Genomic DNA, 14,910 nt, shown 5'->3' on the forward strand with positions numbered 1-14,910 from the left:
ACTTCAATACAGGTATGGTTTCATTTAAAAATTAAGAACTTACTCAAAAAATAATTAAGCACAATGACCAGAATATTGACCCATATTTTAGCCACTCCATCATCAATATGAAATAAATAGACAAGCAGTATCATACCGCCCAAATCGATAGCGTACGATGCAATACGAGCCGTAAAAAAAAGCAAAAGCTCTCTAAAGACGTGATTGTTACTCTTAAAAACATATTTTTTGTTTGTAATGAAAGCAAACAACACGGAAACTATCCATGCTATGGATGTCGCTATTCGAAAATCTATAATAAATAAATGGGTTAATAAGAAGTATACAAAGATATTTACCAGCGTGGTCAGCACACCAAAAAAAATATAATTAACGGTTTCTTTAATGTTTCTCATCATTCACCTTAATACCAAAATAAGGTTCTCTGCCAGGAATCACTTTATGATTGTTGTATTCATTAACGAAATATAGAGGTCTCCTTTTGGTTTCATTAAATACGCGTCCCAAATATTCTCCTATTATTCCAAGAGATATAAGTTGAATGCCTCCGATAAACAAAATGACGGTCATTAAAGAAGGGTAACCCTCAATAGGATTACCAAAAATAAGTGTCTTCACAATAACCCACACCATATATACAAAAGCAAATATCGAAATTAAAGAGCCGATTGCGGCAGACATTCGCAACGGCGTGATCGTGAATGAAGTGATGCCTTCGATTGCCAAATCAAACAATTTAAAATAGTTCCATTTGGTTTCACCGGCAAATCTGGCGTCACGATCAAATCGTATCTCCTTTTTATTAAAACCAATCCAGCTGAACATACCTTTCGTATATCTTTGCGTTTCCCGCAACAGCTTTAAGGCTTCAATACAGCAACGATCCAGCAATCTAAAATCTCCCGTATCCTGCTGCAACGGAACTTTCGTTACTTTTTGTAAAATTTTATAAAAAACAGAGGAGGTGCGTTTTTTTAACCAGGTTTCACCTTCTCGGCTGTTTCTTCTGGCAAATACATCATCATATCCCTGTTCCCAAAATTCAATCATTTGAGGAATAAGTTCTGGTGGATCTTGAAGATCAGCATCAATAATGATGATTGCATCTCCTTTTGCGTAATCGAATCCAGCCATCATTGCAATTTCTTTACCAAAGTTTCTTGAGAGATCAATTAATGATACTCGTCGATCCTGTTTTCTTAACTCCTTAATAATGTTTACGGTGTTATCTCTACTACCATCATTAACAAAAAGAATTTCAAAATTATAATTCGAGAGATTGGCAATTACTGCAGTCAGCCTTTTATGCAATTGGTGAAGAACCTCTTCCTCATTGAAGGCTGGTACTAAAATTGTAATTAACTTCACTTGCATCAAACCCCTAATCAACCGTTTTCATACTTCTCTTGATTGCATAAAATAAAATACTGTAAAACAGTTGAAAATTAATTACCATCTGTTTATTCAAATATTGATGCGTCTTTAAGCAACGGATTATGAGTATCTTTTTCGGATAGAACTGGAGATTCAATAGGCCAGTCAATCCCTAAGTCCGGATCATTCCAAGCAATCCCGCGATCATGTTCAGGAGAATAGTATTCGTCCACCTTATAAAGGACCTGCGTATTGGGCACCAGCGTACAAAAGCCATGTGCGAATCCTTTTGGGGCCAACAGCTGGCGCTTATTGTATTCACTTAAAATAAATCCCTGCCACTGACCAAAGGTTGGGGAATTTTTACGAATATCAACAATAACATCGTAAATGGCCCCGGATATTACCCGAACCAATTTAGTCTGTGCCTTGGGGTTGAGTTGATAATGTAACCCCCTCAACACGCCGGGCTCAGCAGACAACGATTGGTTATCCTGAATGAAATGATGTGTAATACCAAGATCATGCATGATTTTTTCATTATAACTTTCCATGAAAAAACCTCGATGATCTCCGTGCACTACAGGATCGAGCAGCTTGGCTCCTTGTAAATGCAAAGATATAGCTTTCATATGATCCTCCTATAGCTTCAGCTTCCCAAATTCTTCACCGAATGCAATGTCTTTTGCCAGTTCATTTGCTTTGGCAAGAGAAGCATGCGTACCAGCGTCTGTCCACCAGCCTTGCAAAATATCAAAGGAAAGCTCGCCGCGTTGAATATAAGCATTATTAACGTCGGTAATCTCCAGTTCGCCACGTTTCGAAGGCTTCAACGTTTTTACGATATCAAATACATTACTGTCAAACATGTAAATACCGGTTACCGCATACTCGCTCTTCGGAATCTGAGGTTTCTCCTCGATGGAAACGATACGTGCCCCGTCCAGTTCGGCCACACCATAACGCTGCGGATCATGAACCTGTTGTAGCAATAACTTTGCACCCTTTTGCTGTACACAGAAATTTTCCACAAATGGTGTAATATCATCAGCAAAAACATTATCGCCCAAGATAACAACCATTTGGTCCTCGCCTACAAAATGCTCAGCCAGATCAAGCGCCTGCGCGATTCCGCCGGCTTCATCCTGCACCTTGTATGTAAAGCTGACACCCATTTCACGTCCACTACCCAGAAGGTTAACTACGTCGCCCATATGATCTTTACCCGTAACAATAAGAATATCGTTAATTCCGGCCTGTTTCAGCTTGTGAACAGAGTAAAAAATCATTGGATATTTACCCACAGGCAGCAGATGTTTATTTGTTACTTTGGTTAAGGGGTAGAGGCGAGAGCCCGTACCTCCTGCAAGAATTATACCTTTCATCAAAAATCCTCCCGATTTTCTGTTAGTTATATCATTTATTTAATAGAAATATTCTGATAGTAGTTGATTGTTTCTTTCAAGCCTTGATATAAAGTGAACTGACTTGTCCAGCCAAGAATGGATTGCGCCTGTTGATTGCTTAATGAGCTGTATTTAATATCGCCTATACGCTCCTGCATATATTTAGCAGAAGCATCGATCTCCAGTATGTTACACATCATTTCAAACAATTCTTTCACCGAAATTTCTGTTTGTGTGCTGATATTTGTAATGCAATTTTCCCCTTTGGTAAGAGCCGCAATATTGGCGCTCACGATATCTTTGACATAAATGAAATCACGAGTTTGAGCACCATCACCGTGAATTCGAACCTCCTTGCCAGCAAGAAGGTTATCCAGGAAAATTGAAATCACACCGCCTTCTCCTTTAGGATCCTGCCGTTCGCCGTAAGCATTGCTGTAACGCAAAATCGTATATTTAAGACCATGAAGATTGGAGTACAACTGAATATAATATTCAGGTGTTAACTTGGACAGGCCATAAGGTGACAGCGGAGAAAGCTTGGCAATCTCCTTTACAGGAAGTTCTTCTGGATAGCCATACACTGCTGCTGAAGAAGCATAGATAATTTTTTGTACTCCAGTCTTATAGCAACAATCCAAGATATTAATCGTCCCGCTAATATTGATTGATGCGTCCTGTGAAGGATCAGCAACCGAATGCGACACACTAATCTGGGCAGCATGATGTATTAGAATCTGCGGCTTGAATTTCTCAAACACTTCCAATAACTCTTCACTGCGAATATCCACATTATAAAAAATAGCCGCAGGATTAATATTTTCTTGCTTTCCAGTGGACAAATTATCAACAATGCATACTACATGTTGTTCAGCAATCAATCTGTCAACAATATGAGAAGCGATAAATCCAGCTCCTCCGGTCACTAATATTCTCATACCTCTACCTTTCCAGTACTATGATTTTTGTAATACAGTTCTTCCAATGTATCAATGCTCGGCTCCCATCTCCATTCTTCTGCTGTCTTTCTACCATTGGCAGTCAGACGCTGTCTAAGCTCAGTATCTTCGATAAGCTTTTTAACAGCTTGCTTTGCGCCTTCAACATCCCCGATCTCCACGACCAGTGCGTTATAATTATCGACAATATACTCATCATAACCGGTCACATCTGCAACTACGCAAGTTCCTCCACAAGCCATCATTTCCAGAGGTGGACCAAAAAATCCTTCGACCCTACTCAGTTTAACGAGGATATCACAGCTGGAATAGATTTGATTCATCTGGCCCATCGGCACCTTTTCAAAGAATACGTCGCATTTCCATTCTTTTTTCGGTTTCCCCGCTGAACTTACACACCACACTTCACAATCCAGATCATTAATAGCATTAAAGGCATCTTCCATCCCTTTAAATGGAATATCGATCGGTCCTTCAAGCAGTACCCTTACTTTATCGCCTTTTTTGGTAATTGGATCCGTTTGGAAAATAATATTCTCATCCAATCCATTAGGAACATAGGTAGCGTCGTGACCAAACTTTTCTTTCAACCATTTTTGAATCCATTTTGCTTCCGTCATATATTCATAATCGAATTTATATGAATCCCATGCCTTTTGACTTTCAAAAGACCCGGCAGGATAAAAGCGGCTCTCATCGGATTGAACAAAATATACTTTTCTCTTTGCAGGAATATCAGCAATGGTATAAGCAGTGCTCCAACCTGTTGCAACAAGAATATCCAAATTAGTCGGTGCTTCATCAATACCGATTATCTCAACTTTTTGGTTCGGAAACCAGTTGATCTCTCGATGAATATCCTCAGTAATAAGCAGCACATCATATCCACGATTTAACAAACGGTTTGCGTGCTGACACACTACTGCGATACCACCTGATATGCCGCATCCTGGAATAAGATAGGCAATCTTAGGCTTCATTACTACAATGTTTTTGTGCTCTTCCAGCATCAGATCAAACCAGTGATTATCGTCGTCTTTAAACGAAAGTTCCAGGTTATTGCCATGTAATCTAAGATTAGTTAACATCAAAGGAATTGATTTGAACTTATATCCTTTATACGCCATTCTGAGCCATAATTCGTGGTCCTCGCGATAGCGCATATTTGTTTTTAGTCCACCTACGGCTCTGACAGCATCCAACCGCAACATTACGGTACTTTGGCAAGGGACACACATTTTGAGCAATTCATCATATCCGCAATCTGGACTTAATACTTCCTGCCCATTCTTAATATCAATCATGCGTGATCCGTCCACAAGAGCACGCCAGCCTCCATAAACGACATCCGCTTTAAAGTCATTAATATAATTCAAAGAAATTTCCAGGCGATTCGATTCTGCAATATCATCGCTATCCTGAAAAGCCAGAAATTCTCCGCGCGCCTCACGAATGGCTTTGTTTCGTCCACGTACCGCGTTTCCGCTGTTGTTATAATATTTAAAAATGCGAACTTTCTCGTGATCTTTATACTCATCTACAATTTTCAGCGTTTCATCTGGAGAACCATCACAAACGATGATCAGTTCAAAGTTTTGATACGTTTGATTCAAAATCGAATCTATACTTTGTCGTAACACATCTGTTCGGTCATATACAGGAATGACTACACTGATGCGAGGAATATCTCCAACTTCTTGTTCCACATAATTATTTACGGGGATAGGAGCGGGAAGTAGCTGATTCCGATTGGTCAATTTTTTGATCGCCCATTTTGGATTAGCTATGCCTTTTTTGACCCAGCCTCTATATTTTTTGACTTTGGTAATCAATTTCCAGGAACGAGAACTATAAATGCTTACCAGTTCCTTATCTTTTTCCCTTGTGAGTTCAAGCAAGTATTTTGTATTGTTTTCTTTTTGATCCAGCTGATTAAGGAATCCTTCTCTTTCAAATTCCAGATCTTGAATTTGAATGTCTTTGCTGGTCGCCATCTGTGTCAAAGAAACAATTTCACGATTTAAATTCGCTTCAGATATTTCCAATTCAGATTTTAATTGGTCCTGCTGCTTCACTGCCTCGTCTCGTTCTTGCATAAGTTTTGCTTGCTCAGCTTGCATCTCTGTCAGGCTTTCACTCAATCTGACTTCATTGGCCTCATTGACTTTTTTAACTTCCAGCAAATACTTTAAGTTTTTCTCTTTTTGTACAATCTCTTTTCCAGCAAAAGAATATCCTTCTATGAGATACTCCATAATTTGCGGATCGATCGTAACGATACTATCTCTTTTTTGCTCGCCAAGCTTATACAGCTCAAAATACTGTTCCGCAATCGTTCTAATGTCATGGAATTGAACAGCAAGTTCTAGATTGGCTTCAATAATCTCAGGCGTGTAGAATTTTTGAATTAATTCAATAATTTGATCAGCAGTGTACTTTTCACTGTTTACTCTTCCAGAAAAATTCTTCTGACGGAAATCATAATAAGTATCCGGAGTTACAATACCGTCGCCTCCATTATAATCAAACACAAGAGGAAGTCTACCACAACTCATGGCTTCCAGTATGCCGCGTCCCAATGAAACAACCACATCGGAATTCAGAATTTCCTCTTCCACATCCCACACATTGTTGTGTGATTGACCAATAATGTTAAGCTTCATGCTTGCTTTGTTGGCTGCTTCTTCCAAAACCTCTTTAACATCAGGAGTATAGCGGTTAGACAACAACAAGATGGTTTCGGGTTTTTCGTAAACCGGGGTACTAGGACGGAACCGGGTTTGATCGATTCCATTACGGATAATGGATATTTGATCTTCTTGAATGTCCCAGTTTTGAATCAGATGTTGTTGTACCTCTTCACTAACAGCTACATACTTGACAATTGAGGGAATAAAGACCGGCTTCTCTTGCCATGGAATAATGCCATGCGAAGTGAATACCATAGGTACAGAGGGATATTTATAATAAACGGAGATGGCTTCTGCACGATGCTGGGCATGGATAATGTCAACATCATCAGGTAAAGAAGCAATTTCGTCTGTGACAAACACACCGATCTCGGTATATTTGTCTGCTACCTGACCAATTCGAGTGGAATAAAGAAAGATTTCATGGTTTTGTCGTAAAAATTCTTTGACAAGGCTGTAAGTGAAGGTTTCCGTCCCTCCACTGTATTGTAAATCATGAAGAGTAAATAAAATTCTCATTTGACCAGGCGCTCCTATCAAAATAAAAGATTATATTCAAAGTTCTACAGGTTTATATAAAAAATCAAGTGGATAATAATGGTCCCTATCTTGCAGATAATCTTTATATTTCTCTAGCATAACTTCCCATTCATTTTCAGGCCATGAATAGGAATGGGATTGTCGAGTATATAAAAGCTCATGATTCACCAGCTTTACGTGACCAGAATGAATATTGACACGCAGGCAATAATCCACAATGGTCAAATCGGTAGTATAGGCTTCATCAAAATCTCCATAATATTTGTAGGCATCTTTTTTCAACAGGAACAATTCAGGACTGATTGCCGTAATATTTTGCGCGATTTTGAGTCGACCGAAATAACCAAAAAAGCTAGAGTTAATATTATGATACAGATTTATGATCCCTTTTTGGTTAACTGCAAGTCCATAACTGCTGATTTTATTTTTCTTGTTCAAAATTTTAGGAGCTATAACAGCTGACTCGGTTGCGATGGCTTCCGAAATTAGAATCTTGTACCAATCATCAGCCAGTGAGCGAATATCCGCATTTAAAATGATAGCATGATCAGCATTGCTTGTTTTTAATAAACCATTTAATGCTTCAGCAACATTTTTATCACCACAGTCATACACTTTATAGTATGAGGACTGCTCGGCAATGCTGTCTGCATCTTTATGAAATGGAGTGAAATTCATCATCACTACATCAAACATTCGGTATTCGGAAGAGATATTCAGACTGGCATAGTACTCTTTTACAGACTGTGTATTTTCCCAATTGCCCAGACAAAACAAAGCCGCTGTCTGCATCTCATTTAAAACTGGAGTTATATTAAAAGCGCCATGAAATGCGCCTTCATTCACTATCAATGATTCGTTTCGGTTTGACACATAGTTCTGCAGAGCGTCTTTCCCGGCCTGCAGGGCGTAAGACTTGGCTGAATAGCTGGCAGCTGTGGAATTTTCGCTGATTCGCCAATGATACAAAACTTTTGGGATATGATGGATACACACTGCTCGTTCAGTCAATCTTAAAATAAAATCGTAATCCTGGCTTCCATCGAATTGACTATTAAATAGTCCCGTGCTTTGAAGTAATGAGGCTTTAAAAACCAAAAAATGACAAATATAATTATAGCTTAGCAATGTATCTGGAGACCAGTCCGGTTTTTTGTGGACACTGATATGTTGCAAGGTATTACCGACAATTTTGTCTTCATCGGAATAAATAACGTCTGCACCGTATCTGTTAATAGCATCTACACATTCATATAATGCGTCTGGCGTCAACAAGTCGTCATGATCAAGCAACCCTATATATTCTCCCGTTGCCATTGCCAGTGCGCGATTTGTATTTTCAGAGATTCCATAATTAGTTTCCGAGCAAGCATGGACTATTTTATCACTTTTGGACATAAAATGGTTTATTACTTTCTCGACATCGCCCTCTGTACTCCCGCCATTATATAGACACAACTCAAAATTGGAATAGGTCTGGTTCAGTACAGAGTCAACCATCTGCTCCAAAAACAGGGGGTTTGTATTGTAAACAGGGACGACTATACTGATTTTGGGTTGGATGTTGAATATTTTGTTTTTCTGCTCTTCAAGCTGCTGTTCAGTCAACGGCACAAAAGGAGGCTCTGAAAAAGATAGATGAAACCATTTTTCATGAGCCTTGTTGATAAAGCTTTTTATGCCTTTATCGCGAACCAGGTGAATTGCACGCATGATTACTCGGAACTTATTAATCATAATTGTCCCCTACTTATTTTTTATGAATCGTAATAATTCAAACAGAATAATATTCAGAAAACTAAAGAAAAGACCGTTAATTATAATATCCTTAATAGTAAATTGGTTCTGGTAAATAAGTTTACCTACCAGACTGCCTTCCTGGTGCTGTCCCGCAAATGACAGGTTTCCGTCCGCCAGGCTGGTGTTGTCCTTCCAAAAGGTTACTGCTTGGGAAGTTTCACTTGCATTGGAGCTTATCCTCAAAATATACATCTTGTCTTTTGAATTCTCAACAGGATCGAAGGACAACTCGCTATAGGCATTATCTTTGGCCTGAACGTTATTGAATTTTGCCTGTCTTATTAGTTGTTTTGTATCTGCTTCATATAGAGATAACAGCGTTTCACTGTCATTTTGTCTGTTAAATGTAGAAAAAAACAGTTCGACTTTAGCAAGACCATCCTGTTTGGCAGAAAAGGACTGTTCAATTACTTTGCCATGTGTAATCCCGCCAAAGTTTGCATTCAGATTTGTGCCCAAATTGATCGTCTTGAGCTTAAACACCTCCGGAGCAAATAGATTGCTATTTTTGATAGCAGATACTGAAGATACAAAAGCAAACGTGACAATTATTACAATAACAAAACGCAACATCTTTCTAATCATCATACACCACCCAAAATAACCAAATTATACCAATAAAATATCATTTCAGTATCTCCCATTCGTGCTTACATCTAAAATATCCTTCCCCTATAGGCATTCCGCGTAGATTTTTCTTGGATAATACTCTAAATTCGGATACATAGTCATTACGATCATAAGGATACATAACCATTTCATCAGAGATATGAACGGAAATGAAATATCGCCCATCTAAAAAGTCATTATTCTCCACTTTGATTTTAAATACAGAATATGGATGCTCTAATTTTATATCATCACGAACAGTATTAAACAGAGTGACAATGTCGCCTTTCTCATTATAAACAATCAATCCCACACCGTATTTCAAGCCGGATTCTCTGAAACCAAGTTCTATTGTGAATAAAATATCCTCTCCGGTAACCACTACGTTTTTATTAATTTGAAAGTTTTTCACAAAAATCTTATTTTTAGCTTTACGGGCAAGCACATCAGTAAGTTCTTCTGCATCAGTAGTCATTACAATTTCTTTTGCTTCTTTTTGTTCGATAAAATATTTGTATTTTTCGCAAATTTCATCTGCCGGTCCCTCTTCTCTCAGTATGCCTTTTTCAATCCAGACTGCATGACTGCAAAAGTTACGGATTGCGCTTAGGCTGTGACTCACAAACAGAATGGTAGCTCCGCTTTGTACCATTCCCTTCATTTTCTCATAACATTTCTCCTGAAAAAACATATCCCCAACAGCCAGCGCCTCGTCCACAATTAATATATCCGGCTCAACATTGATGGCTACCGCAAAAGCCAACCTGGCAAACATACCGCTTGAATAAGTTTTTACAGGCTGGTTAACAAAATCCCCAATATCAGCAAAATCGAGAATTTCCTGCAACTTCTCATCAATTTCATCCTTGCTCAAATTCATCATGGTTCCATTCAAATAAATATTTTCAATGCCAGTGAGCTCCTGGTTAAACCCTGCACCCAGTTCCAAAAGTGCGGATATTTTACCATGAACGGTTACTGTACCATTCGTTGGATTCAATAGACCAGTAATTATTTTCAGAATGGTGGATTTACCGGAACCATTTGTACCAAGTATCCCAACAATCTCCTTTTTTCTAACTTTAAATGAGACATTGTCAAGAGCAGCGTAATCGTTATGATATTTTTTTTTCATCGGATGCAATGCTTCTTTAAGCCGGTCAGCTGGCTTGGCATATAATTTGTATATTTTGCTAACATTTTTTACATCAATTACAACTTCAGCACTCATCTTAACACTCCATCCTTATAAAACGTCAGCAAAATGAGGTTTTAATTTTTTGTACAACAATACTCCAACCAGAAAAATAATAAAGGAAACACACCAGAAGTACAGCGTCATCTCGGGCTTTTGCCAGAACCAGACTTCAGTTACCAGCGAGTCCCTGTATCCTTCAATAATGTAATACAAAGGGTTCAGTTTCAATAAAGTCAAATATTTAGCAGGAAACAAAGAGGGTTGCCACAAAATAGGTGACAGCCATACTCCAAACTGCAATATGATAGCCACAATTTGATTCAAATCCCGAAAAAAAATAACGCAAGAAGCAGTAATGTAAGACAAACCCAGCAACAAAAAGCACAGTGCAAAAAGATAATAAAGAAGTTGCACAATATAAATTGTTGGCTCATAACCATATAAGAAATACACATACAATAAAAAAGCCATGAAAAATACGTGTACAAACAGGGCCGAAATAATTTTAATGCTTGGCAAAATGCTGACTTTAAACACAACTTTTTTTACCAGATAACTGTATTCAATTAAGCTGTTGGTCGAGTTGCCAAGGGTTTCGGAAAAAAAGAACCATGGAATAAGACCACACATCAACCATAAAATATACGGGATATTGTTGAGCGGAACTACACGGAATCCAATTTGGAAAATGAACCAGTATACAAGAATTGTTATCATAGGCTGGACAAAAGCCCACAAAATTCCTAATTGAGAACTGGCATATTTAACCCAAAAATCATTTTTAGCCAGTTTTAAAACAAGGGCTTTGGAATTATAAAATTCTTTAAAAAGAGTTAAAATCTTTATCACTTCTTTCGCATGATATCATCCAATTATCTATAGTTGGACATTATATAATGTAAGGACCTTGCCAATATTCCCCTTTTCATTATAAAGACCAATATCTTTTTTTTTGAAAGACTTTATTTTGGAAGTAGCTGTGTGAGTCCAAAATCCATCTTGTGTTGCAGCGCCCAATTCAAAGTCCCAGTTGGCGTAACCGAACTTAACACGCTCCGCAGGCAAATTTCTGATCTCTGAATCTGCAGGATACGCGTGTATAAACAGACGCATTCTATGCAGCATTTGATAGTCTGAAACTGTAAGGCGTGTTATTGCCTGTAGTTCCTCAGGACTAAATTGATTGAGTTTGAACTCATCCATCGTAATATTGTCACTCAATTTAAAAGGTTCTTTCAGTAAAGCCTTACCGCTTGTTTCGATATCATTACTTGGCTCAATTTTTCCTGCAAGCTCTTCTTTGTTTAAATTAAGCGCGTTTCCTTTTCGCCCGTCAGCGACTGAATAAAATCCCATTTCTACATTTTGATAATTCCCAAGATTCCCATCAATCTCACGAACGAAATATGTGGTCCCGTTAATGTTATTCACTACAGGTTCTGTATCCCAATTATCATATCCAAACTCTTGGCGATCTTCCTGCAGCAGCGAAATATCATTATTTAAAGGAAAAGCATTAATAAAAAATCTTAAATTGCTCATATCATTAACATTAGTATCGTTTCTAAAAATGAATAATAAGTATTCTTTATTATCCTCCTTAATCAGCTTGATGTCATTAATGGTTATGCTTTTGTAAAAATAAAAGTTTTTGTCGTCAAGAATGGACGGTAAGCTGTAAAGAGCATCCTTGTTTTCCAAAGCATCCAATACGGCCTGATCCTCGGCAATTACGCTGCTTAAACCGTAATACTTGTTGAAATAGTACGCAAATTGCATATCCTCAATATCTCTGACAAATACGTATCTATTGCCATCTGTAAATAGCGGTAGAATAATGTCATAATTGTTTTTGTTTTTGTTTTCGTTCACGGTCGCAATTCGAGCTGTATTCTCCCGATTTAATTGCACATAGCCTTTGAAAGCCGAAACCATGGATATTAGCATCACTACCGTAAAAACAACAACTATCGCCGCTTGTACTCTTGAGAATTTCAATTCAATATTCAGGTTTTCGATTAAAAACAAGCAAGCCACGATTAAAAAAACCGCTCCCCCATAAGAAGCTCTGATAGGGAAAATAGGAGAAACAATCATAATAAAAAAGCTCATAAAGCCAGCAAACATAAAAAGGATCGCAAAATAGACATTTTCCTTTTTCAATTTCCAAGCTTTGAAATAGATCAGTGCAAAAATGTTAATAACCAGCAGAATAGTCAGAACAAGCAGCAAATATTTTTGCTCGATCAATGCTCCTTCAAGATCATGCGCATAATCTTTCAATCTCTGCAGTAATGGTGCATGATAATTGATCGCTTCAGATCGTTTATTATTGCCCGGAGCAACAATCATAATTGCAAATCCAAGAAAGACGCCTATACCGCCTGTATAGAACCATTTGGGTAATTTTTTTGATTTGATCCATTTTAAATACACATATAAAATTGCCACCAGCATACATGCAATTGAACCAGTATTTTCATTAGTCATACCGGCCAAAAAACCAAGCAAGACCATACATACACCATTCAGACGATTATCTTTCAGCATTGGCTTTTCTACGGCAAGATAGCGGTAAGGGAATAAAAAAAGCATAATAAATACAGTAGTCCATAAGTAGTTGACAGAGCCAATTAACCAGATTGAAGTTTCCCCGAAGTTTGGCAGACCAAACCAGCACAAAATTACTACGGCAAGCAAAGATCCAACATCTTGTACACGGTTCATCATTCTTAAACGCACAAAATACAAAATCGTTCCAATCAGTAGCACCATCATGATAGCATTCATGATATTAAAGATCGGTTTTCCCAGTAGCAAAAAAAGCTGGCCGAAAAAGTGTGCAACTAACCGACCACCCCAGGTAAAATAATGTATATGCAAGGATTGGAAGATATCCATTAAACTTGTTACTTTGGTATCCGTTGCGAAAATAAAGCTATATGCAAAGTCATCCGCAAACAACGGTTCCATCATATTTAATGCATAAAAATAAGTGAGTAACAAGATCCCAACTATACCTGAGACCCAAACGTACTTTTTTGACATAATATTTATTTCACCCTTTAGATAAAAGTGTCTCACCTAGGAGGACAAACATGATGGCATGCTCCTTCTAGGTCATTAACATCTGTATTTCAAGCCTGTCGATTAACCGAAATATATAATTAAACGACATCTGCTCAAGGCAGATAGAATTATACATCTACATCAATGTCGACGACTAAAAATCGTTTCGTATGAGTGAAGCTCTTCTGAAGGAGCGTTCGCTTAGTGTACTTCAACTTCAACCAAAACTCGCCCTTGTCTTGAAAATGTCGCTCTTTGCCGATTCGACTCGCAATGCAATTTCGTATCATTCCTCAGTCAAGTTTCCCACCGTTTCACAAAAGAATCCTAATTGTTTTTGGTATCCTTCTATCCCCTCTCCTCTGTAGCAAAAGTATTTTCAGATCCCTTAGGGCTAAAAACAGATATAGTTTAAAAGACGATTTAGAACTCGTCTTGTACTATTAAATTATGGCTTATATGAAAAATAATTAGCATAATAATCGCAAGTTTCTTCCCAATGCTGAATTTACAGGGATTTCCCATAATGTTTTCAATAAAAAAAGGTAACTCTACTACTGTCCTCAGTATATGAAGGCTCTCTCGAATCCAACCCAATATATTTAATACTCGCATTTGGTCTCCCTAACATAACAATATCTCGTCTTCAGGCTCGAAATATTCTCTGAAGTTGAGGAGTTTGCTCATGGGTGCATAAGGCTGCTGATCCTCCTTGTTATATAGGCATCAGACAGTTGAATTTTACCTATATCAACGTTTTGAGAATCATTTGAGTTTTAAATTCTTTTATTCCTTCTATATATCGCTCATCAGCGTCGGCACAAAATATCCATTCAGGAGAATAACGTGAAGATAACTGAAGAAGATTATCACGGTGTTCTGTTTCACTTTTTAATCGTTCCTCAGGTGTTTTCTCCCAATTAAAGTTTCTAATTACTGCAATAACCTTCTTATGATTCTTTAAAATTTCAAAAATATTATCCCTACTTGCGTCATCATAGCATATAATTCCATCAGCAAATTCACTCAAATGATCTAATGCATCTTGGAGAATCAGAGATTCATTTCTTATCCGCAGCATTGCTAAAAGCTTGTAATTTTCAGTTTTTTTATAATCGAAATAATATATTCTTTTCTTTTTTAAAATTTTATAAAACCAATTTAATAATCTCATAAACATTTGCTCATCATCATTTCCACATACAACTGGAATATCGGCTTTATTCCTTTTTGTATCTATCTGTAAATTAGCCATACAATTTTTC

The 14,910-nt window shown here is 37.6% G+C and carries 12 protein-coding genes; all 12 read right to left on the minus strand.

The annotated features are described in order from the left end of the window. Window positions 1–20 precede the first annotated feature (20 nt). Window positions 21–398 carry a GtrA family protein gene (locus MKY35_RS23350; protein ID WP_342444922.1) on the minus strand — a complete coding sequence of 126 codons (378 nt, stop codon included), beginning with the start codon at window positions 396–398 and terminating at the stop codon, window positions 21–23. Next, a complete protein-coding gene (locus tag MKY35_RS23355) occupies window positions 382–1,368 on the minus strand; it encodes a glycosyltransferase family 2 protein (protein ID WP_342444923.1) in 987 nt (328 codons plus the stop codon). Before MKY35_RS23355 ends, MKY35_RS23350 begins: the two co-directional genes overlap by 17 nt. Before the next feature lie 92 nt (window positions 1,369–1,460). Continuing rightward, window positions 1,461–2,006 carry a dTDP-4-dehydrorhamnose 3,5-epimerase gene (gene rfbC, locus MKY35_RS23360; protein WP_342444924.1) on the minus strand — a complete coding sequence of 182 codons (546 nt, stop codon included), beginning with the start codon at window positions 2,004–2,006 and terminating at the stop codon, window positions 1,461–1,463. A 9-nt stretch (window positions 2,007–2,015) separates the two neighbouring features. Beyond that, window positions 2,016–2,759: a sugar phosphate nucleotidyltransferase gene (locus tag MKY35_RS23365; protein WP_342444925.1), complete on the minus strand. Its 744-nt coding sequence runs from the start codon at window positions 2,757–2,759 to the stop codon at window positions 2,016–2,018. A gap of 35 nt (window positions 2,760–2,794) precedes the next feature. After that, window positions 2,795–3,718, minus strand: coding sequence for an NAD-dependent epimerase/dehydratase family protein (locus MKY35_RS23370; protein WP_342444926.1), 924 nt, complete (start codon window positions 3,716–3,718; stop codon window positions 2,795–2,797). After that, entirely contained in the window at window positions 3,715–6,948 is a 3,234-nt protein-coding gene (locus MKY35_RS23375) for a glycosyltransferase (RefSeq protein ID WP_342444927.1), read from the minus strand. The genes MKY35_RS23370 and MKY35_RS23375 overlap by 4 nt, the downstream gene beginning before the upstream one ends. Window positions 6,949–6,984: 36 nt before the next feature. Beyond that, complete coding sequence (locus tag MKY35_RS23380) at window positions 6,985–8,706, minus strand: glycosyltransferase (RefSeq protein ID WP_342444928.1); 1,722 nt, start codon at window positions 8,704–8,706, stop codon at window positions 6,985–6,987. Between the two features lie 9 nt (window positions 8,707–8,715). After that, window positions 8,716–9,357, minus strand: coding sequence for a hypothetical protein (locus MKY35_RS23385; RefSeq protein ID WP_342444929.1), 642 nt, complete (start codon window positions 9,355–9,357; stop codon window positions 8,716–8,718). 37 nt (window positions 9,358–9,394) lie between these two features. Then, complete coding sequence (locus tag MKY35_RS23390; RefSeq protein WP_342444930.1) at window positions 9,395–10,609, minus strand: ABC transporter ATP-binding protein; 1,215 nt, start codon at window positions 10,607–10,609, stop codon at window positions 9,395–9,397. A gap of 15 nt (window positions 10,610–10,624) precedes the next feature. Next, window positions 10,625–11,425, minus strand: coding sequence for an ABC transporter permease (locus tag MKY35_RS23395; protein ID WP_342444931.1), 801 nt, complete (start codon window positions 11,423–11,425; stop codon window positions 10,625–10,627). A 27-nt stretch (window positions 11,426–11,452) separates the two neighbouring features. Then, window positions 11,453–13,624, minus strand: coding sequence for a DUF6056 family protein (locus MKY35_RS23400; RefSeq protein WP_342444932.1), 2,172 nt, complete (start codon window positions 13,622–13,624; stop codon window positions 11,453–11,455). 766 nt (window positions 13,625–14,390) lie between these two features. Further along, window positions 14,391–14,900 (minus strand): glycosyltransferase family 2 protein, encoded by a 510-nt coding sequence (locus tag MKY35_RS23405; protein WP_342444933.1) that lies wholly within the window; start codon window positions 14,898–14,900, stop codon window positions 14,391–14,393. Window positions 14,901–14,910 lie beyond the last annotated feature (10 nt).

Source organism: Paenibacillus sp. FSL L8-0638, from assembly GCF_038593075.1.
GTDB lineage: Bacteria > Bacillota > Bacilli > Paenibacillales > Paenibacillaceae > Paenibacillus > Paenibacillus polymyxa_D.

What these genes read in the sequence shown, in the direction of transcription:
- MKY35_RS23350 (WP_342444922.1), bottom strand. Translation starts at nt 398, where the DNA reads ATGATGAGAAACATTAAAGAAACCGTTAATTATATTTTTTTTGGTGTG.
- rfbC (WP_342444924.1), bottom strand. Translation starts at nt 2,006, where the DNA reads ATGAAAGCTATATCTTTGCATTTACAAGGAGCCAAGCTGCTCGATCCT.
- MKY35_RS23365 (WP_342444925.1), bottom strand. Translation starts at nt 2,759, where the DNA reads ATGAAAGGTATAATTCTTGCAGGAGGTACGGGCTCTCGCCTCTACCCC.
- MKY35_RS23370 (WP_342444926.1), bottom strand. Translation starts at nt 3,718, where the DNA reads ATGAGAATATTAGTGACCGGAGGAGCTGGATTTATCGCTTCTCATATT.
- MKY35_RS23375 (WP_342444927.1), bottom strand. Translation starts at nt 6,948, where the DNA reads ATGAGAATTTTATTTACTCTTCATGATTTACAATACAGTGGAGGGACG.
- MKY35_RS23380 (WP_342444928.1), bottom strand. Translation starts at nt 8,706, where the DNA reads ATGATTAATAAGTTCCGAGTAATCATGCGTGCAATTCACCTGGTTCGC.
- MKY35_RS23385 (WP_342444929.1), bottom strand. Translation starts at nt 9,357, where the DNA reads ATGATGATTAGAAAGATGTTGCGTTTTGTTATTGTAATAATTGTCACG.
- MKY35_RS23390 (WP_342444930.1), bottom strand. Translation starts at nt 10,609, where the DNA reads ATGAGTGCTGAAGTTGTAATTGATGTAAAAAATGTTAGCAAAATATAC.
- MKY35_RS23400 (WP_342444932.1), bottom strand. Translation starts at nt 13,624, where the DNA reads ATGTCAAAAAAGTACGTTTGGGTCTCAGGTATAGTTGGGATCTTGTTA.
- MKY35_RS23405 (WP_342444933.1), bottom strand. Translation starts at nt 14,900, where the DNA reads ATGGCTAATTTACAGATAGATACAAAAAGGAATAAAGCCGATATTCCA.